General features: G+C 40.4%; 11 protein-coding genes. 9 read left to right on the top strand and 2 right to left on the bottom strand.

Annotated elements, in window-relative coordinates; translation table 11 throughout:
- Nucleotides 1–45 precede the first annotated feature (45 nt).
- The 3 genes from R9C00_04775 to R9C00_04765 all read left to right on the top strand — a co-directional run bounded on the left by R9C00_04775 (nt 46) and on the right by R9C00_04765 (nt 16,021).
- Complete coding sequence (locus R9C00_04775; protein WPO36757.1) at nt 46–10,254, top strand: LamG-like jellyroll fold domain-containing protein; 10,209 nt, start codon at nt 46–48, stop codon at nt 10,252–10,254.
- Between the two features lie 202 nt (nt 10,255–10,456).
- Nucleotides 10,457–14,617, top strand: coding sequence for a cadherin domain-containing protein (locus R9C00_04770; protein WPO36756.1), 4,161 nt, complete (start codon nt 10,457–10,459; stop codon nt 14,615–14,617).
- A 42-nt stretch (nt 14,618–14,659) separates the two neighbouring features.
- A complete protein-coding gene (locus R9C00_04765; protein ID WPO36755.1) occupies nt 14,660–16,021 on the top strand; it encodes a PorP/SprF family type IX secretion system membrane protein in 1,362 nt (453 codons plus the stop codon).
- Between the two features lie 317 nt (nt 16,022–16,338).
- On the opposite strand, the gene R9C00_04760 is transcribed toward R9C00_04765, so the two are convergent.
- Both R9C00_04760 and R9C00_04755 read right to left on the bottom strand, forming a co-directional pair.
- Complete coding sequence (locus R9C00_04760) at nt 16,339–16,575, bottom strand: hypothetical protein (protein ID WPO36754.1); 237 nt, start codon at nt 16,573–16,575, stop codon at nt 16,339–16,341.
- A gap of 95 nt (nt 16,576–16,670) precedes the next feature.
- Nucleotides 16,671–17,126, bottom strand: coding sequence for an ATP-binding protein (locus R9C00_04755; protein ID WPO36753.1), 456 nt, complete (start codon nt 17,124–17,126; stop codon nt 16,671–16,673).
- A 1,088-nt stretch (nt 17,127–18,214) separates the two neighbouring features.
- Here R9C00_04755 and R9C00_04750 point away from each other — a divergent pair.
- The 6 genes from R9C00_04750 (at nt 18,215) to R9C00_04725 (ending at nt 26,915) form a co-directional block, all read left to right on the top strand.
- Entirely contained in the window at nt 18,215–18,922 is a 708-nt protein-coding gene (locus tag R9C00_04750; protein ID WPO36752.1) for a hypothetical protein, read from the top strand.
- The gene (locus R9C00_04745; GenBank protein ID WPO36751.1) at nt 18,923–20,113 is read left to right on the top strand and encodes a hypothetical protein; all 1,191 of its coding nucleotides are present in this window, start codon (nt 18,923–18,925) and stop codon (nt 20,111–20,113) included.
- A gap of 25 nt (nt 20,114–20,138) precedes the next feature.
- Complete coding sequence (locus R9C00_04740; protein ID WPO36750.1) at nt 20,139–21,230, top strand: hypothetical protein; 1,092 nt, start codon at nt 20,139–20,141, stop codon at nt 21,228–21,230.
- A gap of 39 nt (nt 21,231–21,269) precedes the next feature.
- Nucleotides 21,270–23,384 (top strand): hypothetical protein, encoded by a 2,115-nt coding sequence (locus tag R9C00_04735; GenBank protein WPO36749.1) that lies wholly within the window; start codon nt 21,270–21,272, stop codon nt 23,382–23,384.
- Between the two features lie 268 nt (nt 23,385–23,652).
- The gene (locus R9C00_04730; GenBank protein WPO36748.1) at nt 23,653–25,275 is read left to right on the top strand and encodes a hypothetical protein; all 1,623 of its coding nucleotides are present in this window, start codon (nt 23,653–23,655) and stop codon (nt 25,273–25,275) included.
- Entirely contained in the window at nt 25,242–26,915 is a 1,674-nt protein-coding gene (locus tag R9C00_04725; GenBank protein ID WPO36747.1) for a hypothetical protein, read from the top strand. The genes R9C00_04730 and R9C00_04725 overlap by 34 nt, the downstream gene beginning before the upstream one ends.
- Nucleotides 26,916–26,933: the final 18 nt, after the last annotated feature.

The raw sequence follows: 26,933 nt of genomic DNA, 5'->3' as shown, positions 1-26,933 counted from the left end.
AACGCGTTCATCCCTCTTTCATCAAGATTAAACTAATAACTCTAAATGGGCAAATACTACTTTCCTCTAGCTACACATCTATTTAAAATTTTCTTTTTTCTTGTCTCATTCCTTGCCACCACTCTAGTTTTTGGTCAAAACTATCCAGGTGTAAACAACCCTTCTGATGGAGACCATGATTTTCATTCTGCGTGGAATCAGAATTTCAACAAAACTGATTTTACGTTTGACATGCGTGTCATGATTTTGGATGAGGACGATGGAGGTTGTGGTGCAGATGATTGGATAGATTATTTACATTATTCCTATGAGGCAAATGGGGTTACTAAATATAACTTTTTGTCAATTGCAAACTTTCGTACTGCCTCTTATCCCAACTATTTGGCAAGGGACGTTGATGGTTGTGGTGATAATACACATGACTATAACTATCACCCAAGGAACAATAATGCGGCTGATGGTAAAATCATCCATGGCTCAAGCTATGCTGAAGGTGATGATGACTATGTAGCACAGTTCAGATTTGCTTTCCCGCCAAAGCTTATAGGAAAAACCATCACTATTTCAGTTTCTGGTTCTGGTGATGGAATGGGAGTCCCTAATAGTTCAAAAGATTATACTATTCCCTTACTTCCTACACCTGAGAACTTTTCTTCAACACCGGGATGTGGAAAAGTAGACCTAAGCTGGGATGAACCTACAGATATGAAAGGTTACCCTGGGGATTATCAATATGTTATTTATGAGAATGGTGTTGCTATCAAGACACTTGCTGCTGGAATGACAAGTTATACTAGAACCACGGCTTCCAATAGGCTCTATAAGATTACACTTAGGTATATAAAGAATGGAATTACCTATGAAAGTGCTTCAAGAAGTGTACAAGGTGAGGTAATCGCTACTTTAGGAGCTCCTGCGGGTTTGGAGGCCACTCAGGATTTATGCGATGGATCTTCAAAACTTACGTGGGAATGGGCAGCGTCCAATCCTAAAGAATTTTGGTTGTACAGAAGTACGAGCGAAGGAGGTACTTACACAAAAATAGCTACGATAGCAGGGGAGAAAAGAAGTTATGTAAACACTGGCTTGACGAGGGGCTCAACGTATTACTATAAAATGTCGGCCGTGAGTACCGAGTGTAATGTAGAAGGTAATGTCTCTGATTTTGTGAGTGGGATATCCCCTGCCGATCCAACTGCCGCAACCAACTTTAAAATGGTGTTGATTAAGACAGGTACACCAGGTGTTCAGCTCACGTGGTCTGGGGGAAGCCATGTGATGTCCTACAAAATTGTGCGTAGAGGTATAAATGGAGGAGAGGAAACTTTTGAGATAGATGACCCTTCCACTACTTCCTATTTGGACCAAGATGCCGAATCTTGTCAGACGTATTCTTACGAAATCCTTTCAGTAAATAATTGTAAGGAAATTTCAGGTGGCAAAGCAGTATTGACTACGGATCCTACCGAAAACCGAATGAATATCACCGATGTAGATGTAAGTAAAGTTTTATCTAAAAATGGGATAAATGCGTCGAAAGGATATTTTGGAGATCGGGTATTATTGGAATGGACAGCAGGAGAAAATGCCAGTTTTATCAATCGATATAAAATATACAGAAGAAAACTTGGGAGTGACGTAGTTCCACAACTTATGATCACCACGCAATCGGACGTACGAACTTGGACAGATAATACTACCGAAGCTCGCCAGATTTATGAGTATTTCATTGTTGGAGAAAATGAATGTGGGATTGATCAGCAAATTACCTTTGACATAAGTAGTGTAGACGGAAAAGATTACGACAATTTAGGATTGCCAGCGAATGGGATCGCCCATACTGTTGGCTTCAGGCTTCCTTTTGGTGTAGTAAATGGAAATATTGTCTATGAAGGAGGGATTGCAGTACCTGATGTAAAGGTAATTGCCGAAAGACAAGAAGGTGTTTCGGGTAATGCATTAAGCTTTGACGGGACCAATGATTATGTACAGATAGCTGGAAATAATTTTCCTGATTTAAACAAGGAATTGACTGTTTCTGTATGGGTAAAGCCAAATACTATTGGCACAGAGCAGGTCATTCTATCTAGAGAAAATCAATATGAAATTAAGTTAACCACTACTGGTGAAGTAGTGGTTTCAGTATATAAAAGTGGGACTATAAAAAGTGTTACCTCGCAAAACCCTGTCGTTGCAGGAAATTATACCAGTATCACTCTAACCCATGGCACTGATGACAGTTTAAAGGTTTACTTGAATGGTGTATTAGATAAAGCACAGGTTATAACCACTGGTAATCTAGACAACGACTCAACGAAAGATATTTTCTTGGGCAGACGATACAATAGCTCAGCGTATTTAAATGGATATCTTGACGAGGTGCGTATTTACAACCGTACGCTGGATTCATTAGATGTGCTAAGGGATTACGGTAGGTTGGTAAATCCGAATGAAACTGGGCTGCAAGGTTATTGGCGTTTTGACGAAGGGATTGGTCCTTTTGTATTTGATGGCTCAGAAGAAGGCGGAAGCTTTCACGGAAGAGACGGGGAAATAAACGGAGCTAGCTGGAGTGAAGAAATACCGACAGGTCAACAGCTGGCAACTGCAAGCTATACGGATGATGCGGGTAATTACTCTATTACAGGTATTATTTACGAAGGCAATGGCAATAATTTTAACATTACCCCTACCATGACGATGGGAGGTGCGATTCATGCTTTTGAGCCAGGCCAGAGATCAGTGTTTTTAGGAGAAGGAAGCAGTGTAGAAAATGGAGTGGATTTCAAAGATATATCCTCTTTTAGGGTAACTGGAAATGTGTACTTTACCCACCTGAGTAAAAATGGGGAAGAAGAAGTAGGTTCAAAAGGCATCAATATTTTCATAGACGGGGAAATAGCAGCAGTAAAGGATGGAAAGCTCATAGAAACAGATCCTTATGGGGCTTTTGATATTCAAGTACCTATTGGGCATCATTACTTGGAGTTTAGGAAACTGACTCATACTATACAAAATGCTGGGCGATATCCTATTGATAAGCCTACCAAAGATTTCCAAGCCCCGGTTACTGGTATCGTCATGCTGGACAGTACCAAAAAGGTGTTGATAGGAAGAGCAGTAGGTGGACCGGTTGAAAGAGATAAAGTATTGGGATTTGGTAAAAGTGTGAATAATGTAGGTCAGATAAAATTCACTCTTGAGTCTGCTAATGATGGCGGATTGGTATCTGAAGTAATCACTACTAACAATACTACTGGTGAGTTCAAAATGGAGCTTCCCCCTAAGGAATATAAGGTAAAGGACGTAAAGTACACAAAAGATAACAGTTTTGTATTTCAAGATGCTGGAGGCGCTCCACTTCCTGAGGAAAACCTTGATATGTCATCGCTTACATTTGACAATCATGAAGTTGACAGTGTATATTCGAATGAACCAGATACCATTGTTTATGTGAATGCACAAGGGTTGGTTGCTATTGATACAAGTGGGGTAACTGGATTGAGCTTGTTGGAAAAAATTCGGCAGGAGGCTAAAATACAGTTCAATGAAACTACCCAGCAAAATGATACGGTTTACGCAAATGTCACGGATTCTTTGATTGTAAAATATGCTACCAAAGATGTGTTGAGTAGCGTTGATTCTATCACTTATCATTTCAAACGAGATTTCATTCTCAGAAATAAACCCATCATTATCGTTACAGATGAATTTGGGAAAGACTTCAAAACACACGGTGGCGATGCATCTCTAAAGCTTAAGGACAAAAGCGGCACAACCTTTACCGCCGATTTAAGTGGGCTTTCGTACAAAGTCTTTCAACAGGGAAAAGATTACAAAATGAGGATTTTCCTATATGAAATTTACACGAATGTAGATGATGGAAAAGGCTACAAAGTGCCTGTGACCGATGCCGAAATATCGGTGAATAATGGTATGGGAAGAGGGTTCTATACTGTGGTTAGAGGAAATAGTGAGCAGGCTTTTCCATATTCCAATGGAGGAGTCGATAAGTTTAAGATTACAGATGGAGACACCTTATATAATTTCAAAGCAGGTGAGCCTAACTTGTTGGCAGATGCGAGCAATCCGGCAAAAAGTTACTTGAAATCGATAACTATTCAGGCTAAAGCAGGAAGTAATATCATTGAATGGCCCGCTCCAGGTGCTGGAGGACAACCTAACCCATTTTATGCCTATGTGTTAGGAGGTTTGCAAGTTGGCAATAACTTTGTTACTCAAGGGCCCGAGTTTGTAGACTTCATCTTGAGAGACCCTCCAATGGATGGTAGTTATAGTTACTTATCAAAAGGGTCTTCATTTTCTAGTGTTGAAAAGACTTCTCATGACTTTGATGGATCTCTAGGTTTAACACTTTCGGCTCAATCAGGAGCTAAGTTATTAAAAGGCGTCGGAGTAATTACCGAGTCAAAGGCTTTGGTCACACAATCGGGAACATTAGGGGTGAATACCGGCGGAGGTTTAGGTGAAGAAAATGTTTATACCTATGAAGCAACAACCTCCTTCCAAACTAGAGATGATGGATCTTTAGTAGGCGCACCTAGTGATCTGTTTGTGGGTACTTCCAAGAATTTGTTGTTTGGTGTCATTAAAAACCTTGCTTTTATTGATGCTGCTGACTGTGGGCTTTCTACAGTGGAGTGTCCTGTTGATATCACTGTTACAGCGACTGACGGAAATGGTAATTTTAAAACATTGAAGTTAGCCAGGTTTAAAGAACTGTCTTTCGGTAGAGGAGGAATAGCTACTACGTTTGTTTATGACCAAAACCATATTGAAAACTACCTTCTTCCTAACCTCAAAGCACTGAGAGATAATCTTTTACAAAACAATAATAAATATGTAAATAAAGTAACTGCAGCTAGTTTTCCTGGAAAAAGTGAAGATTGGTTAGCAGAAAGAATTGGTTCAAATAATGATAATAATATTTGGGGAGTAGAAATACAACCCAATCAATTATCGCCTACCAACCCTGATGGTTCTACTTATAGTAATGATGGGAAGAGTTATACATTTACTCCCACAAGAAAGGGTGAGATCGATTCTGTGAGATGGTTCAACCAACAGATTGACACTTGGGTAAATACCTTGGCTAGAAACGAGGTGGAAAAATGGCTGGCAATAGAAGGGTTCGAGTCAAAACAGTCTAATATCAGTATAAGCGCACAAAGTCAATATAGTTACGAGTATAGTGCAGAATGGGACGATACAAATTTTGAAGAGTTTTCTATCGGACCTTTTGGTGAAATTGGTACGGAAACAGATATAAACGAATCGGGTAGTGGAATTGCTATTGACTATAATGTTGCTTTTTCTTATACCAATACATCTTCATCCTCAGAAACCGATGGCCAAAACTTTACGGTTGGTTATGTAATTAATGATGATGATGTAGGTGACTACCAAACTATCAATATTTATGGTAATGACCAAGACACCGAAAATTTGGGAGAAGATGCTTATAGGAGTACTCCGATATTTGAAACATTAGCGGGTCAAACATCTTGCCCTCACGAAGATGAAATAGTACTTCGTTTTACTACCTCTTTATACGTAGGCACCCAGATTTTAAATAATCAAGTACTTAGCAACCAACTGGACGCATCAATTACTTATCTAACTACCACAATTGCACTGAGAAAAGGGGAAACTCAATATCCAGCGGATGCTAGTCAAATACTGGACGAAGTAAAAGATGCTAAACAGCGAAGTATTCTTAGTTTGCAAAAACAAAAGAAAAAGCTAGAGGCGAGCAAAAAACGGGTAGATCGAAAAATCACTTTGCTAACCCAGCTAAAAAGCTCAATTGATGGCAATAAAAAAGAAGTGGTTAGTAACCGCACTCAACAAAGAGATAAGCCAGGAATTACCATCAATGGCACTTCTAAGTCTTCAATAGCCTACAATATTCCTGCTGATCAGTCTGCTGGTTTCTTTCTTAACTTCAATAATGATAGTGAGACTGATGACAGCCAGTATTACATATTGGAAGTAGTAGAATCTACCAATCCAAATGGGTTGGTGCTGCGGGTAGATGGTCAAGAAATCAATGCTAACCGAGAGTTTTTTGTACCAGGAGGGCAATCAATCACTAAAACGCTAGTGGTAGAAAGAGGTCCTTATGAGTTTGATTATGATAGTGTTAAATTGATCCTTCGTTCAGCATGTCAGCATGATTTAACCGACAATGATGCTAACATTGAGGATGAAATTTATGTTTCGGCATTTTTCCTCCCAAGTTGCTCAGAGCCATCTATATTCCAACCGCAAAATAATTGGACGGTAAATACTAGCTTGGTCGATAGTACTGATACTACTAGTGTGCTTTATCAGGTAGGAGGTTTTAATATCAACTATCCAAATTTCCAGGGAGTGGAGTTACAATACAAATCTTCGGGCGATAGTGACGCGGAATGGATATTATTGGCAACATATTATAGAGACTCTTTAGCAAGAGCAGAACTAGGAGGGAAAATCACTGATCCTCTTATAGATAAAGACGGAGACGGTACAATTAAGCATATTTGGAAACAAGCTGGTTCTAAAACCCTGAATGGTGGTTATGTTTGGACTGTACCCGACGGACTTTACGATTTGCGTGCTACTACGCTTTGTGGCGCTTTGGGAGATATTACTAGAGTCAACTCCGATATTTTCTCTGGGATTATCGATAGAGAGACGCCACATGCATTTGGTGCACCTCAACCTTCTGACGGAGTGTTGTCAGCAGGAGACGAAATCATGATCCAATTCAATGAACCTATCAACGCCGGATTATTGCGACCTGCCAATTTTGATATACGAGGTGTATTGAACGGAACGGATATTCGTCACCCGGCAAGTATCTACTTTGACGGCACAGCAAATAGTTATATGGAAATACCTGAAGGCTTGACGCTTACTAGAAGGCCATTTACTATTGAGTTCTACATAAAGAGGGCTAGAAATGGACAAGAAGAAGTGGTACTTTCCCAAGGGTTTGAGAAGGATAAAGGCTTTTTTATAGGCTTTGATGCAACGGATTCATTGGAAGTTCAACTAGTAGATGCTAAAATAAAAGGAACTACCAAAATCACAGATGATGGAAAGTGGCACCATATAGCATTTACATATGACATTGCCAAAAACACCGCAAGCATACATATTGATGGTATTTTGAGTGGCACCAATAATAGTTTCAACGCCGATTACTTGGGTACTGGAAAAATCACGATTGGTAAAAGCCATTTTAGCGGTGGACAGACATTGCCTTTCAATGGAAATGTGCATGAAGTACGCATTTGGAAAAAAGCCTTAGGAACCTCTGATATCAATATTTACGCAGGCAAAAGGATGAGCGGAAACGAGTCTGGCTTAAGCGGCAACTGGCGAATGGAAGAAGCTTATGGAAGCATTGCAGAAGATTTGGTAAAAAGTAGGCACGCGACTGTGAATGCTACATGGCAAGTAGAGCCAAATGGCAATTCGGTAGAATTTAATGGAGTGAATGGTTACCTCAAAGGCAAAAGTCCTGTGATTGACAATGATATGGATTTTACCATTGAATTCTGGTTCAATGCAAGTGGAGCTACCAACCAAACGCTTTTCTCAAATGGATTGGGAGATACAACTCGAAATGTGGGTGGTGACTTATTAGATGCGAATAAAAATGGATGGTCGATTAATGCCAATGCCTCTGGTGAAATTGAGGTTTGGAATTATGGGCAAAAGTTTAAGGTTTCTGATACGAATTATTTTGACGGGAAATGGCACCACTTTGCCCTGATAGTGAAGAGAAGAACAAATACGACCTGTTATGTTGATGGCATTCAGCAAAACTCAGTGGGCAGTAAAGATTTCTTCGGGCTCGGAGGCTCTGCTTTGTGGCTTGGCGCAAGGGGCTGGGTTGATCAAACAGGAGCTACAAATGTGGAGCAGTATTTCAATGGACGTTTAGATGAAGTGAGGGTTTGGCAATCTGCTAGACCTCTGGATCAGCTACAAAGAGACATGCATTTTATGCTTTCTGGTGATGAGCCCGGGCTTTTACTCTACCATCCTTTTAACAGCTACAGTGAAGTTGCAGGAATTCAAGAACTGAATGCTACATACATTAGTACTTCAGTTTTAGGAAGTACAACCATGGTCGATACGCTTTCTATCAGTGGTGGCACTCAACATTCTAGCGTCACGCCAACGGTTAAAATTCCAAGACCTGTACAAAAGGTGAATTTCAATTACTCTGCGAATAATGACAAAATCATTTTAACCACTACTGATCCTGATAGCTTATTAGAGAATGTCATTTTAGATATCACGGTTAAAAATGTAGAAGACATGAATGCCAATGTAATGGCTTCACCAGTAACGTGGTCTGCTTACATTGATAGGAATCAAGTAGTTTGGGATGATGAAGACCTTCACTTCAAAATTGCACAGGGAACTAGCTTTACATTTGAGGCTAGAATAAGAAACACAGGAGGGAAATTTGCCAATTACGAGTTAAAAAACCTGCCTCCATGGTTATCTGCACAACCTTCAAGTGGAGTATTGTCACCTGTTTCAAGTCAATTAATCACGTTTACTGTAAACGAAAATGTGAATATTGGGACATACAGCGAAGATTTACAATTGGTTACCGAATTTGGGTTTGAGGAAATATTGTTGCTTGACTTGCAAGTGTATAAACCTCTTCCAGATGATTGGAACATAACCCCGACTGATTTCCAGTACAATATGAACATCATTGCCCAAGTGCAAATTAATGGGGAAGTTTCGAGGGATCCTGACGATGTCATCGGCGCATTCGTAAATGGAGAATGTAGAGGAATGGCACAATTACAATATATTTCCGCTTTTGATAATTACCAGGCTTATATCAGTGTGTACAGTAATAGATCGGGAGGAGAGGCGATCAAGTTTAGGGTATGGAATGCCAGTGATGGACAAGTACATAGGGATCTGACACCTAATTACACGTTCAACAATAATGCATTCATTGGATCGCCTGCAACTCCTGAAATGTTAATCGCCAACGATGTAGTTGAGCATACTGTTGAAATTCCTAAGGGGTGGAAATGGGTTTCGTTTCACCTACAATCAACTGAGATGCAAGAGACTGATAAACTCTTGAAGGACCTAAATGCAGCTGATAAAGATGTTATCAGGTCAGTTGATAAATACGACCAATTTGCTCCAAGTATGGGTTGGTTTGGTAAAATCACACAAGATGGAGGGTTGAAAAATGGGCAAGGTTATAAACTGTTTTTGAGCAATCAAGACCAATTGACCTACAAAGGGAAGTTACTTAAAGGAGATGAGGTAAGTATAAATATACTAGAAAATTGGAATTGGATAGGTTATATCGGGTTCAAGGCGATGGCTGTAAATGAGGCAATGAGCGGCTTCACTAATGCAACAAGTGGCGATTTATTAAAAAGCCAATTTGCAGTAGCGATATATGTAGATGAAACAGTCGGCTGGATTGGTAGCTTAACCCATTTACACCCAGGTGAAGGCTACATGTTCAAAGCTGCAAATGCTGGGTCATTTAAGTATCCTAATGTAAGTGTGGCAGCAGGTCAGCGAGTGGCAGCTACTTATTCACCAAGTGGCGTCGATGCTAGAGGAATGGTCACGGATAGTCCATGGAAGCTCAACCCTTATAAATACAATTCAAATATGTCTGCGATTATAGAAGTTGCCGATGTACAAGATCAGTATAGTAGGATTGCTGCAATAGTTGATGGAGAGTGCAGAGGAATTGCTTATCCAGTACTGAACCCTGTCACTGAACGATTAACATACTTCATGAATATTAATGGAGAAACTAGCAATGAAGATATCTCTTTCCAGTTTATGGATGGGGAGAGTCGACAAATTTACGCTGCTAAAGAATCCATAAAATATGGAAATGAGACGATCACAGGAACAATCGATAAGCCATTCGTCCTATCTATAGATTACCATGCTAATCTATCCGATTTAGAAAAAGCATCAGTATCGATGATTGGATATCCAAACCCATTTGGAGAGGAGCTATTACTAGAATTTGATCAGCTGAATACGGAAAACATGACTATTTCGATAGCTGATGTTTTAGGTAATATTGTTTTTGTAGAGTCTGTGCCTGTTAACAGTATTATGCACACACACAAAATAAATACGAAGATGCTCTTAGAAGGGGTCTACCTAGTTCGTGCTATAATGGATGATGGAGCAACCATTGTAATAAAGGTTGCTAAAAGCAAATAAACCAAGCTTTCAACATAACAATAGTTAGCTCAGTCATGCTAATTAAAAAATTTTGTGAGGTGTATTTTTGAAAATTATCTTAAAAATGAAAATTAGGAAAAGTATATTAACAAGTTTACTATGCGCAATTGCTGTTTTATGTTTTAAACATGCATGGGCGCAACCAACATGGAGTGTTACACCAAGCAACTATGACAATTCCATGGTTATAACAGCAGTGCTACAGATAGATGGGGTGGAATCACGAGATACAGGAGATATGGTAGCTGCTTTTATCAATGGAGAAGTGAGAGGGGTAGCACAACCCGATACTTACCTTGCTGGGCAAGACCGGTATATGGCACAACTAATAGTTTATAGTAATGAAGCTAGCGGATCAATAACTTTCAAACTATATGACAATAGCACTAACACGGAAATTAATGCTGTAACATTGCCAATTTCTTTTGTAGCTGACGGAGTAGTAGGAGGATTTGATACGCCTCAAATAATAACAGATAATAACCTGCCTACTGCCATTAGTCTTTCGAATATAACGATACTTGAAAACCAAAGTATAGGAACTACTGTCGGTGTTTTAAGCTCTACAGATGCCGATAACGATAGTTTTACATATAGTTTAGTTAGCGGAGACGGCGATGACGATAATGCTAATTTTAGTATTTCTGGCAATACACTTAAAACTACTCAAAGCTTGAACTTTGAGGTAAAAGCAGCTCACAACATACGAGTGAGAACGACAGATAGTAAAGGAGGAACCTTTGAAGAAACATTTACTATTAGTCTGATTGACGGAAATGATGACCCAACAGATATTAGCCTTAGCAATGACGATTTTGCAGAAAATGTAGGAGAAGGCAGTTTGGTTGGTAACTTAAGTACTACTGACGAAGATGCGACAGATGCATATACCTATACCTTGGTAAGTGGTGATGTCGCTTATTTTTCCATAGAGGGCAGCCAATTATTGAATACTCAGAGCTTCAACTTCGAGTCAAAGTCCAGCTATTCTGTTAGGATAAAAACCACCGATGGAGGCGGGAGCGAGTTTGAAAAGACATTTGTTATCAATATTGTGAATGCGAATGATGCACCTACCGATATGAACCTAAGCCCTGGAGTAGTTGCTGAAAATTCTGAAACAGGCACCTCTATAGGCATACTTACCACCACTGATGAAGACACAGGGGATGTATTCACCTATGCATTAGCAGCTGGTGATGGACAAAACAATAATAGTCGCTTCATTGTAGTCAATAATGAAATCAAAACTTTAGACAAATTTGATTACGAAGAGAGGCAGTTGTACTACATAAATGTAAAAGTAACTGATGCTGGCCAAGGTGTTTTTACCAAATTATTTACCGTGCAAATCACTGATGCGAACGATGCTCCCACAGCCATTGAATTAAGTGATACAGAAATAGCTGAGAATAGTGGTGTGGGAACGGAAGTCGCTACTTTGTTTACAACTGACCCTGATGATGCTAACTCTCATATTTATGAGCTAGTAACAGGGAAAGGAAGTACTGATAACAGTAAGTTTGTCATATCAGGAGATAAGTTACTTTCCAATGAAAGCTTTGATTATGAAAGTACAAAACTGTATTACATAAGATTAAAAACCACCGATAATGGTGTGCCAGCAAAAAGTTTAGAACAGGAATTTGTGATCTCTATAACAGATGAAAACGATACTCCACAAAACCTCCAACTTTCTTTTAATCAAATCCCTGAAGATGCGGCAGTAGGTACAGTAATAGGTAGTTTTTCAGTCAGTGACCAAGATACTGGGGATTCACACAAATATGCGCTAGTAGCAGGTGTTGGAAGTACAGATAATGCATCTTTCGTAATTATAAATGGTGAATTGCGCAACTTAAAGCAGTTTGACTATGAGACTAAAAGTACTTATTCGATAAGGGTGCAAGCAAAAGATTTAGATGGAGACACAACTGATGCACAATTCGATATTATTATAGTCAATAGCAATGATGAACCTACCTTACTTGAATTAAGCAATAATCAAGTTTCGGAAACAAGCTCAGTTAATACTGTAGTTGGTAAATTAAGTACAGTAGATCCAGATGGAGGAAGTACATTCACTTATTCACTAACAGGTTCGGGCAACGATAACAGCAGCTTTGTAATAATTGGAGATGAATTGCTTACCAACACTACATTTGATTATGAGGAAAAGGTTTTCTATTTCATTGATGTTACTTCAAACGATAATGAGGGAGGAACGATAAGTGAGCAGTTGGCGATTATTATAACCGACGGAAATGATGAGCCAACTGACATCACTTTGTCCAATAATAAAGTAGATGAAAATAAACCATTTAATACTCTTGCCGGAAAGCTTTCCACTACTGATCAAGATCAAACTGATACGTTTACCTACTCGCTGGTAGCTGGAATTGATGACGATGATAACGCCTTCTTCACGATAGCTGGCAATGAATTACAGACAGATTATATGTTTGACTTCGAATCTAAAAATGAGTTCAGGATTAGGCTTCGGAGTACAGATAGTAAAGGAGCGTTTGTAGAAAAGAATTTCACCATACTTATATCGGACAGAAATGATTTACCCACGAGCCTTGACGTTAACAACAAGTCGTTCTTTGAAAACGAACCAATCGGAACATCTATTGGCAAGCTAATCTCCACAGACCCTGATGAAGGGGATACGAAAAAATATCAGCTCGTATCAGGTGAGAACGATACTGATAATGCCAAGTTTTTAGTTTCGGGCAATGAACTCCTACTTAACACGCAAGCTGATTTTGAAACCAAATCATTTTACAATATCCGTTTAGCAATTGTAGATAGACAGGGCGGTACTCTGGAAAAAGCTTTTATTCTAGAGGTGAAAGATGCTAACGATCCTCCTTATGAGCTGGAACTTGATAACAATAAGATAGCTGAAAGGCGTCCAGTATCTACTATGATAGGTAAGCTGACAACCTCTGATCCTGATGCTACTGAAAATTTTGTATACACATTATTGTCTGGTTACGATGCACCTAGCTTTTATATTGAAGATGATTTTTTGAAAGCAAATGAAGAGTTTGACTATGAGAAAAAATCCGTTTACACGCTGAAGATTGCTGCAGAGGACAAAGAAGGTGAAGAGATACAAAGAAACTTTGTCATTGTAGTTACCGATACAAATGATATGCCTTCAGATATTACCCTCTCTGCTCAAATAGTTGAAGAAAATTTGGATTCAGGAACGGTTGTAGGCTTATTGACAACCGTGGATAGTGATGGAGGCGATTCTTTTTCTTACAGTTTAGTAGATGGAATCAACGCTAGCGGGAATAACTATTTTTATATATCTGGTAACAAGCTTATCACTGCTGAGACCTTTGATTTTGAAACACAATCGAGTTATGGTATCCGCATCAAAACTATAGATAAAGGAGGAGAGTCCTTTGAAAAGGGCTTTACCATTACCATCGCCAATGCTAATGACGCTCCACTATCTATTACCTTAAACAATAATCAAATTAAAGAAAATGAGCCAGTAGGAACGTCTATAGGGTTATTGAGTACTGAAGATAAAGATGAAAATGACTCGCATACCTATAGTTTGGTTGGTGGGGCAGGTGACACAGACAACGCCAGTTTTTTCATCAAAAATAACCAATTGCTGAGCAACAACATCTTTGATTACGAGTCACAAAAGACGTATAGTGTTTTAATTGAAAGCAAAGATATTGAAGGAGCTACGATCACTGCTACATTTATAATTGAAATAACAAACGAGCCAGAACCACCTGTTTTAAGTGATGTCACCTTCAGAATTGAAGAGGAAAGTCCAGTGGATGCCCTAGTAGGTATAATGGAAGCAGAAGATCAAGACCCGAGTACTCAGTTAATATATAGCATAGTTTACGAAAACGATGAAGATGAGCTTGTCGAGCCATTTTATATTGATGAGCAGAATGGTGAAATTCGTGTAAATAACCCTAAGCTTCTCGATTATGAAACTACGGATGTGTTTTTCATAAAAGTACGTGCTGCAAATAATGCGAACCTTGCTGACACCGCTAAAGTCACTATACGCTTAATTGACATAATAGAAGCGACTGAACTTCCTGTGAACAATTATTTGTCTCCTAATGGAGATAGGAAAAATGATTTTTGGGAGATTCAAAATGTTGAGCTATACAGCGATTTCAAACTACTTATTTTTAATGAATATGGTGAAGTAGTTTACCACACTGAGAATTACCAAAACGATTGGAACGGTGAGTATAATGGACAACAATTACCTTTTGGAGTTTACTATTATTCCTTCAGAAATGATGAGACAGGAATCGCGTTTAAAGGCTCTATTACCTTGGTAAGATAAACCCAATCATTAAACCTAATTAGAATATTAACTTCTTAAGATATGAGCCTTTATAAACAAATAGCCCTGCTTCTAGCCACCTTCACCTTATTTCAAATTAGCAGTTTTGCTCAGGATATATCTGGCAACACACTGTATATGCAAAACCGATACGGTATAAACCCAGCTTTTGCAGGAAGTGAAAATGGTGTGTTTGGAGCGCTTCAGTCCAGAAGTCAATTTTCGGGACTCAGTGATGCCCCAAGGACATATATGTTTAATGTACATGCACCAATAAAAAACAATATTGGACTAGGAGGAGGGTTTACATCGGATTCAAGGGGAGCGTTTGATTACACTAGTGGAGAACTAGCAGCCTCTTACCGTGTTGGAATTTCGTCAAGAGATATCCTGCAGTTTGGGCTTTCAACTGGATATATTAAAAATTCTCTCAGAGCATCAAGTATAGCAACAAACCAGTATGTAGACTCCTCTGACCCAACGTTGGAAACTGGCTTTTTTAACGAAACCTCTTTTAGGTTTAGAACAGGAGTGTGGTATCAACATGAAGCTTTTGATATTTCAGTCTCTTTTCCAGAATTATTAGTTGAAGGGCAAAAGTTTCATGAACATATAATCGCTATGGCTTCTTATAAATTTGAATTTAACGGCGATTGGCAATTAATGCCTTCGGTTATATATCAATCATTGCCTTATGGATCTGACCAAGCAGATGTAAATCTAAAGTTGGAATGGAAAAACCTTATTTGGTTGCAAGGGGGATATAGATCAAACAAGAGCGGTTTATTTTCGGCAGGTATAAAGTATAACTCTATAAACATAGGATATGCCTATGAAATGGCAAGCCAAGAGTTGTCCAATATATCGAATGGCTCACATGAAATATTGTTGGCAATTAATATACCTGTAAAAAGGAAGAAAAAAGAGCTTACACAAGCTGAGAGAGAACAGGAACAGCGTATGTTAGACGAAATAACCCTGAAAGAAAAAAAGCTGAAAGAAAGGGAGGGGCAGATAAGGGAAATGGAAGAAGAAATCACATTGTTGAGAAAACAACTGGGGCAAGAAGTAGAAGGTGTGGAAATAGTAGATATTGATACTGCATCAATTGGAGATAAAGACTCTTATATTCTTTCTATTGATGCAGAGGGTAACGAGATTAGAGAAACTATAAAGCCTGGAAATTATATCGTGATAAATACATGTACTAATAGTGAGTTTGCCCACCACTTAATTAAGATTTACAAGAAGAAAAACATTGATGCATCTATAGCTTACAATAGCAAAAAGAAGTTCTACTACATTTATACACGAAGAATAAAGGATTTTGATGAAGCCGTAACTACTATGCATAAACACAGAGAAGCTGGATTCAAAAACTCTTGGGTATTGGTTTATAAATAGTTGATCAAACCAATTGTAACCTATCCCTACTTCGGGCAGTTCTTCAATATTAAAACAATCACTTATCCATTACCACAATTGATGGCGAACTGCTGAGGACTCCCCCCTACTGACTTATGGGTAAAACAAAAAAACGCTATTTAAAACCAGTAAAACTGATTTTAAATAGCGTTTTGTACTTACTTCGTGATCCTGCCAGAAATACGTTAACTATGCTTAAGACACATCAAATCAGTGGTTTATATTTTTTATAGTTGGCTTTACCGTGGATTTACTGAAACATTGAGGTTAAAGCCCAGTCTCCTAAATGAATCAAGTCAAGATTTCCCCTCTTTCACCAGTTGGTAAAACGCCTTTCCTTTTTGGGTAACCCTGTACTTTTGCTTTGAACTTTTTGGCTTACTAGGTATCGTCCACTCAATAAGCCCATTCTCTCTCAATTTGTTTATAACCGAATAAAGCTGCCCCGAAATACTTTTCTGACCAAATGCAGTTGATATTTCTTGAGTGGAATACGCTGAACTTTCCAAAACTTGAAGGACTTTTGAGTACATAGACTCCTGCTGTAACTCCTGCTGCAACTCACCTAACCCACTGTTTTTGTTGTAGTTAAACTCCTGCTGTAGCTCTAGCTGCGGGCGGAATATTTCTATATCGAAAAAATCATTTTCTCGGCCATCGAAGGGGTTTTCAGCCCAAACTCCTCGCAAGCGTGGATTATACGGTTTATACCCGTTCCCCACTGTTCGACCAAACCCAGTTCCTTGAACACATTCGCTACCACACGGTTACGGGCTTCGCTCCGCCCGTTGAAAATGTCTTCCATGGTCAGGCTATTGGGAAGGCTTCCCGGCGAGACTATGTTTACAATATCATCGTAAACCCCTACTTTTATGTCTCTTCCCCCGTTCACATAATCTCGGTGAACCACTGCATTTACAAGGGCTTCACGCAATGAAACTTGTGGGATTTCATAGGTCTCGTTGCGGTACAGCCCTTTTATGTCTGCCTTGAGGTGGATATGGTTGAGTATGAAATTTTGGGTGTTTTCCAATACCGAAAATATATCCCCTCCGTATTCCTTCTTGTCTATAAAAATATCCATGGTCGTCCCCTTGAACCTTGCACACTTTACCGTACAATGCGGGAACTTGCCCAAGATAATCATTAGCCCGAAAAAGCGATAACCGTTTTGGCAATACTTTCATTTTTGGGTTTTTGGGCAAAGCTTCCTTCAGCTCCACTATTTTACTCTCCCCGTACTGTATTTGCTCCAATAATTTCATAAGGCACTTACCAAAAGCTTGTGGTTAATAAATCAGTCGTGAAATTAGGGGATGTACTTTATATTTTCCAAAAAATGATATCCAATCTGGGCCTGACAAAGATGGTTCAACACGAAGCTGGCTTTGGTTTAACTATCCTATCAGAAATGCGATAATTGACCTCAAAACACAATTAAAGAGCAGCGAAGAAAGCTATAAACCAAGATTAAACCTTATGTACCCTTCCTTTTTATCGACTGCTCCAATTTCATAAAGTTTCATTTATTGGATAAGCTCCCCTGCAAAGTCAAGCACGATTAAAGCCATATGAGATTTTCTCCAAACAAAAACGTTTCATAAAAACTCTTCAAAATATCCATATTGCAAAAACCCATCACATCTAAGAATTTTACAGCATTTTTTTCATAAAAACATATAACAAAAACCAAATAAGGAAAAAATGATATTTTTCGCACATCTCAAATACTTAGATAAATGCAACTAATTATTGGAATACATCTAATTAGTAACAATTACCCATTTGTTAACAATACCAAACAAACAGTATTTATTATTGTACATAAGTCATAATAATGAACATTTGAGCTTATTTTTACAATACCAACACTATAAAAAACAGCAAGGGATAATTTTTTTTCTTATCAAGCAAAACGAGTCTACGACCAAATTTGGCCATATCTGAGCGGAGTCTCTTTACGGCAAGTACTATATATTAAAATAATACAATTTCTATATTACAATAAGATAAAAAAATGACACCTAAACCAATTACACACACCTTCCTTTTAACATTTACATTAATTTTTTTATTGGCTTTACCGCCAGTGCCCAATATTGGCAAGGCAATGCTACTAAGCAAGTATATTTTGGAAATGTTGGGATTGGGACAAGTACGCCAGGCACACAGTTGGATGTGAGGGATGGTAACGGTATTTCGATTGTAGCTTCAAATGCACAATTAAAGTTTGGAGATGTAACTTGGGCGTTAAAATTTCAAATGGACAACAATGGTAACTTGGAATTAAAAGACCATTATAATAACCCCTTGATACATTATAGTCAATCAGGAAAAGTAGGTATTGGTGTAACTAGTAATCTATACGATAAACTTGAAATCAAGGGCGGAATCAGACTAATAAACGATGACGCTTCATGGAGATTTGTGACAAACATTGGTGGCAGCTTTTCAATAAAGCAATATGGTTTTAGTGGAGCTTTCAATATTTATAAAAGTGAAACAGGTAATAAAAATCTATTAAACCTTAAAGACGGAAAGGTTGGCATCGGAACTATAGAAACTGGCACGCATAAACTAGCGGTTGAAGGATCTATTGGGGCTAGAAAAGTAAAAGTTGAAGCTACAGGCTGGTCAGACTTCGTGTTCGAAGAAGACTACGCTCTTCCCACCCTCTCCGAAGTGGAAAGCTACATCCAAGCAAACAACCACCTACAAGATATCCCCTCTGCCAAGGAAGTGGAAGAAAACGGCATCGACCTCGGGGAGATGGACGCAAAGCTCCTCCAGAAGATAGAGGAACTGATGCTTTATACTATTGAGCAGGAGAAGAAGATCAAGAAGCTTGAAAAAGAGATTATAAAACTAAATAAACAATAAATGAAAAAGCTAAGACTATTATTCATTATTGGACTTTTTATGGGTTCAAATGCCGTAGTTGGTCAAAACACAATCCATAATACAGGGGAAACTATTTTAGAAAATCCAAATGGACGAACCTTATTGATCAAAAAAGACAATGACGATTCTTGGTTGACTTTTCTTGACCCAAATAACACTTGGTACTCAATGGGGATAGATGTTTCTAATAACAGAGCCTTTTCGCTTAATATGGGTAGTAATCTTAATAGTTCGCAGTTTGTAATGCTACCCAATGGACAAACTGGTTTAGGAATAGCAAACCCTACACACTTATTGACACTAAAATCTTCAAGGCCTCAAATTGCATTCCATGATCTAAACGGAAAAGCAGCTGCAATTGAATTTAATGAAATCCATAATCAGATACGGTTTCAGAAATTAAAGAACAGTGGCACTTCACATGATAAAGACCTCATGATCATTGATGCAAACACTGGTAGGGTTGGGATTGGAATAGATTATCCTATGCATCCTTTAGATATTGAAGGTTCATTCAGAATGGGGAGTAGAGATAATAGCATTAAGAATAGCAAGCTCATAATCGATGGTCCAAATGCAATTCCAAATGCAAATGAAAAAATCAATCGCGAAATCTCTTTTGAATACCTTGCCGCAGGGAAAGCCAAAATAAGATCATACAGAGGAGGTTCTTGGGATACTTACCTAGAGTTTATGACATCAGAAGGTTCAAATTCTGGTGGCGAACCAAAAGTGCGAATGCATATTGCAGGAGATGGCAAAGTTCGAATAGGTGAGGATAATCTCAATATATCAAACAACGACTACAAACTTTTTGTAGAAACGGGAATCATCTCGGAAAAAGTCAAGGTAGCATTAAAAAGCGGCTGGTCAGACTTCGTGTTCGATGAAAACTACGCCCTCCCCAGCCTCTCCGAAGTAGAAAGCTTTATCCAAGAAAACAACCACCTACAGGATATCCCCTCTGCCAAAGAAGTGGAAGAAAACGGCATCAACTTAGGCGAGATGGACGCAAAGCTCCTCCAAAAAATTGAAGAACTTATGCTTTATACTATTGAGCAGGAGAAGAAGATTGAAGGGCTTGAGCAGAAGAATTCTAAACTAGAAAAGCAAGTGGAGAAAATCGAAGCTTTGGAAAAACTAGTCAACCAACTTATTGAAAAAAAATAATCATTTAACAAAAAATAATCCAACTATGAAAATCAAATTACTATTGATTTTGGCATTTGTTTTTACTGTATCATTAGTTAATGCCCAACAGAATTGGGGGCTTAAAGGCAGTGGGCTAATCCCATATGTAAATGATGCAGATGGAGTTATGGAGGTTGGACAATACATCGACTTTCATGATACAAAAACTAACCCACCCGATTATTCTGTACGCTTGAAAGCAACGGGAAATATACTATCACTTTATGGAGCACTAAAAACAAGCAGTTACTTAAAAGTAGGAGGTAATTTTGAGCTTAGCCATGATGGAAATAGAGATCTATTATTTGACTTTCCAGGAACTACAGGGCATAGAATATTAGCTGGCGGATCAAACGGAGGGTCATTACAACTCCAATTTAGCCCAGTGATAAATTCAAATTCTATATTTGCTATTGACGAACAATTATCTTCTGATAGCTATAATATTGCAAGAAGATTTATTATCACAAAAGGCGGAAATGTAGGTATAGGCACAACTTCCCCCAACAACAAACTCCAAATAGTTGATGGAGGAAATGTCTCATATGCAGGTGGTGAAATTGGATTCGCAGCAAATAATGGTGCTGAATCTATGGCATTGATAAAAGCAACATTAAATTTTAGCAATATCAATAAAGACGCAGGAGACCTAAGGTTCTACACTAGAGAATTCCTAAAAAGCCCGAATAGACCTGCTGACGAGCTAGTTGAGCGAATGATAATAAGAAACGATGGCAATGTAGGCATAGGTACAACAAGCCCAGAAGCCATGCTGACTGTGGCTGGCGAAGCTCATGCCCGCAAAGTAAAAGTAACCATAAATGCCGGCGCCGACTTCGTCTTCGCAGAAGACTACGACCTTCCTAACCTCAACAAAGTAGCCGAGTTCGTGAAAAACAACAAGCACCTCCCCGAGATTCCTTCCGAAAAAGAGATGCGGGATAATGGGCTGGACTTGGGGGAGATGGACATCAAGCTCTTGCAGAAAGTGGAGGAGCTCACGCTCTATCTAATCCAACAACAAAAAGACATGGAAGCCCTCAAAAAGGAAAACCAGTCACTCAAACAACGATTGGAAAAGCTAGAAAACAAATAAGGTCCAACAAGCGGGAAAGCCGCCCCACAAGAACCAGCTTTGATAACGAAAAGTAACAAATACCTGATTTCGATCTTATTGGCATTTCTTAGCGGCCTCGGCCCTATACTGGCACAAGCACAGGACGAACAAGCAGAGCTAGAAAAAAAACAACCTGCTGATACCCTAACCTCAAGATGGGGCTGGAACGGCGGGTTCGGGTTCTCTAGCTCGACACCTTCCTCCCTTATCCTATCGCCATCGCTGGAATACTCGCCAAACAAGGCGGTCAGGCTTGGCACCGGCATCTTGGCCGGCTACAAGCAGGGAGACAATGAGGCACCCTCCACTTGGGACATCGGCGGCAGGCTCTATGGCGACCTCTTGTTCCACAAAAACCTGCCATGGCTGCAAGTCGGGTACAAGGCATCTCTACAGCCCGACAGCCTGGGCAAAAAAGAATGGGGGCATTCAGCTACCGTAGGTATCGGATATTCCATGGAGATGCAAAAAGGAAAGCAGTTCAGGCTATTACTCTCGAGGGATTTCTTTTCTGATAAAGAAACAAACAATATAACCTCCGGCGACTGGAACTTCGGTATCTCCCTTGCCGGGGGGCTGGGCAGGAAACAAGGAGGGGGTAAACCTTTCTCTTCCTTTTTGCCTTCCCTAAAGCCCAGCTTCCAGAAAATGGACACGGCAAAGGACACAAGGACACCTAGAGAAAGAATCTCTTTCGGTGGGGACTTTTCCCTCAGCCCGGACAAGGAAAACAGTTCGATGAAACTGTCCCCCATGGTAGCCTACGAGCCTAACCAGTTCTCCAGCATCGGGATCGGGGCAAACTTTTCTTACCTGGCCACCAAAGGAAAAGTTGGTGAACCACAAAAAGAAAAAGAGGAAATAAACTACGGATACAGGATATTCGGCAGGCTATCGCCAATAAGCTGGCTGCCCTATGGCCAAATAGAACTGGAAGGCATGTCAAGCACCGACAGCCTCGGAAGCAGGAGCTTTGGCCATACTTGGCTGCTGGGCGGGGGGTATAAATTCTCTATCGGGGAACTCACCTCGCTAAACGCCTCCGTCCTCAGGGATATGGGTACGGCACCAGGCGAAAGCCCATGGGTATTTAGGATGGGCATCGAAGCAAGTCTTGGAAACCCGGGAGGACAAGAGGGCTGGATCGATGGGATGAAGGAAAAGCCTTTCACCCCGGGGATGATGATGGTCGCCCCGATCCTCAAAAAACTGGGGCTGGAGGGAAATTTCAGCATTATCCCCGGCGACCCGGCAAGGGTAGATATCTCCCCGATCTTCAATATCAAGCTTGACAGTATGTTCACCTTGGGCATAGGGCCAAGCGTACAAATGAGCCAAGATATGTTCGAAAAAGAGTGGGACTTCTCTAAACTGGACTACGGAGGCAGGGTATACGCACGCTTCCAGCCCAAGAAAAAAGCACCTTATGTACAATTGGAATACGAGGGCATCGGGGCGCTCGACTCCCTCGAAAAAAGGAAGCTCCTCTCATCTGTTTTGTTCGGTGCGGGATATTCCGCCAAGCTGCCCCTTGTGGGGAACATCAGCCTGACGGTGCTCAGGGACTTGACCTACAGCGGGCCGACAAAGACACATGGAAACCCTTGGGTATTCCGGATGGGGCTGGGCAAAAAACTGCCCTTCGAGGACAAACCGATACCGGGGACGAGAGCTCCAATACCGGTCAAAGATGGGTTCGACCTATACGATCTGGAGGGAAACCTCGGACTCTCTCTCGGGGAACTTATGCAAGTTGACCTCTCACCGGCCTTCTCTTACAACATAAAAAAATGGTGGAACGCGGCGACAGGTCCGGTCTTCCGCTATGCCAAGGACAACAGCTCGGGAAGGGACGAGGCCATATACGGGGCAAGGGCATTCACGAGGGTATTGCCCAAGTACGCGCTGCCCCACCTCCACCTCGAGGGGGAGGCGCTCAATTCGGGGCTGGACGCAAACGGAAAACCCGTGGACAGGCAATGGCACATGGCGTTACTGCTCGGCGGCGGGCTCAACTTCCCCATCGGCGACAAGGCGGCCATCGTGATCACCGCCCTGAGGAACCTAGGATGGGATGGTCCAACACCCCTCCATAGGAAAAAATGGGACATAAAAATGGGACTTAAGATTTAGAAAAACATACAAGAACATTCAAAGCGATAACGAAACAACCACCTTTTGAGATATGATACGGAAAACGATATAAGCAAAAAAGCGCAGCTACACATCGCCAGAGGCGGTGTCTGTAAGACATTCGCAATATCCTGCCTTACAACCTTTAGAGAGGGGATATAGAAATATCAATCCCGTCGGGCTACCATACCAAGAAGACCAAGGTGAATGCGGTAGCTTCTTAGGTCGGAAATTTAAAATATATAGACTTACAAAATCAATAATAAACATGAGAAGGTTACCAATTCTATTTTACCTATTGCTTACACTTTTATTTGATGTTCGTGGACAAGGTGAGCTACAAGATGTGGTTCCCCCAACACCCAATGCCGCAAGTATTCTAAGATACATCGAAACCCCTGTCGGTCATTTCACTGGAGTACCCAATATCCAAATACCAATTTATACGGTACAATCGAAAACCCTCACCCTGCCTATCAGTCTGAGCTACCATGCGGGTGGAAATAAAGTGGGCGATATTGCTTCATGGGTTGGTTTGGGATGGTCTTTAAGTCCACAACCTTCTATTACAAGGGTGATGAGAGGACTCCCCGATGAAGGTGGGTATGGATATTTTAATGATCCAGGTTTAGAGGCACTTTTAGAAGACCCAGATGAAACCGATCTTCTTGATTTTCAGAAAAAAGTGTATGAGGGACAGGCCGACGGTGATCCCGATATTTTTATGTATTCGCTGCCAGATGGGAAAAGTGGGGAATTTTTCTACGACCAAACGGAAGAGGAGTTTTACACTAACCCTCATGAAAATATTATCATAACCTTTGACGATACCAACCAAGGGAAATTTAAGATCGTTTCAGACGATGGGACGACATACATTTTTGATCAAGTAGAAAGTAGTTCTTGGACTGGTTCCGGAATAGCCACGACTTGGTATGCAAGCAAAATTGTCAACGCAAGTAAGACCGACCAAATAGAGTTCACATACGCCTCCGAAAACCAAACCAACAGGGACAAAGGGGTGTTTAACGAAGTCTATCATCTTATACATTCTAATTGTGATGGAGTAAAGCCAAGCGAAATCGATGAACTTAGAGGTCTATCAAATCCTTTATGGCCTATAGCAACAAAGCAAGCGCTCAGGTTGGAAGAAATTATTTTTTCAAACGGAAAGGTCAAGTTTAATGTCGACGACGATACACAGCGGGAAGATTTGATCGGGGGATATGCCTTAGAAAGCATAGAGGTATTGGACAATGACGGGGAGGTAATAAAAAAGATTTCATTCGAAAAAAAATATGTAACATCTTCATCATGTCCTACCACGGCTTTTCCTGCGGAAACAAAGCGAATGCTATTGGAAAAGATACATGATGGTGAGTCAATATCCCAGTGGGTCACCCATTCATTTGAATATAATGAGACCATACCCATCCCTTGTAGGCTAAGTTTTGCAGAGGATTACTGGGGATATTATAACGGGAAAGACTACAACCAAAAATCGATACCTAACTTAACTTTTATTATTGATGGAAAACCTTTTCGTGCCGCTAATGGGGCAAACAGAAACGTGGATCCTTCAAAGTCCCAATTTGCCATTTTGAAAAAGATTAATTACCCTACTGGTGGATTTACGGAATTCGAATATGAAAACCATAGGACAAATGACGAAAATACTTTTTTAGCATATGACAATGAATCTGTTTATTTGGCAAACGAAATCCCTCCATCGATGTGGGACGAGGAAGAGAACGGTCCTTATCCCAGAGTTTACGAAACCTCATTTACAATTAACAACCCCTCTGACCCATATTTGAATGCAAATAACCCGAACGGGGGGGGTATGCCTCTTTCACTTTGGCAAATTTTGGCGATGGTTGCCCCTTGGTGAACGAACAACAGGAGTGTGCCACGGTCTACATCAGAAGGCAGCTGGAGCCTGGGGCGGGGCAAGATTATGAATATACCTACATTAATAGTGCAACCTCCTCGATCTTACTTGAAAACGGCGAATATACTTTAGTAGCGGAATTTGGTATCGACAATAATGATTTTTATGATTTTTTTGTAGGTATTACATGGGAAAAACTTAAGGAGAGCAGTGCCACTACCCGTTATGGAGGAGGGTTGAGGATAAAAAAATTGACCATCGGTGACGGGGTAAATACCGATAATAATATTGTCAAAACCTATTCTTACACCACTGGGGTAGGGTCGGATACGTCCTCAGGAAGTACATTCTCCACTTACCCTCCTTTTTACACTAAGACTTTAGAGACAACATATGGTGGCGGTTGTACCGATTCCTATTTTATTATCTCGCCCTCTCCGGTCGGAAGGCTGGTCTCCAGTTCGGGATCTTTTGTGGGCTACAAAACTGTGCAGGAAGAACTGAATGGGAACGGTCTGATATTATATAAATTTGATTTTGTAAAAGATGAGTCTATCCTTTATGCAGAATCAATCCCAAGTGCCAACTTGTCTGCATTCAGAGGAAACCCCATTAAGATTGAATATTACAAAAAAGAAGGGGAGGGCTTTACCCTCCAGAAGCGAGTGAACAAAAAATATTTGGAAACAAAAAATTTAAGATCATTTGGACATAAGTCTACGGATGAAGTTAGGCATGGCGGCACTAACTATTCGAGAGGCGGTATTTTTTATACATATGGCTTGTACTCTACCCGTTCCTCATTGGAGCAGAGCGAAGAAACCATCTATTTCCAAGAAAACAATTCGACGGATTCTGTCAAAAACGTCACCCGTTATTTCTATGGAAACCCCAACCACCTTCAGCTGACCAAAACGACCGTCAATAATAGTAAAGGGGTAGAAATAGTCACCACCATGGAATACGCCGCCGATTTTGAAGGAACGGAGTTCGGCAGTGACAAGCTCAGGGCAAACCACATGCACAGCCAAGTACTCCGACAAATGGTGAAACAGAAAAAGGGAAGTATCGAGACAGCCCTGTCAAAATCTGAGACCACGTATGCCGCACCTTTTGATGATGCATCTACATCCGAGGAGACCGAAGGACCTATAGTCCCCATACTAATAAAGTCCTATCCCAGCCTGGCGGCGGAACCCACAGAGGTGAACATGGTATATGACGAGGTTGGAAACGTGGTCCAGACCAACCGGTCAGGGGACATCCTCACAAGCTACCTCTGGAGCTATAACAATTCATATCCCGTAGCAAAGATAACCGGCACCGACATAGCCACAATAAAAGGCATATTGGGCGAGGCTTTTATCACAGCCCTGGGCAGCGCTACCCTCCAAACCGACATAGAAGCCAAGATAGCCCAGCTAAGGAACAACCTCTACAGCTCTTCATCTATCGGCAAGGACATACAGATAAGCACCTTTGTCTATAAACCTTTGGTGGGCATGACCTCCCAAACAGACCAAAACGGAATAACAACCTACTACCACTACGACGAGTTCGGGAGGCTGGAATACGTGGAAGACCACGAGGGCAATATCCTGCAGTCCAACGAATACCACTACTCAACGGACGGCCAATAATTTTTTTAGACCAAGCTA

Source organism: Flammeovirgaceae bacterium SG7u.111, from assembly GCA_034044135.1.
Lineage (GTDB): Bacteria > Bacteroidota > Bacteroidia > Cytophagales > Flammeovirgaceae.
Note: the sequence above shows the minus strand (reverse complement) of the source record. Positions and strands in the feature narration are given on the sequence as shown.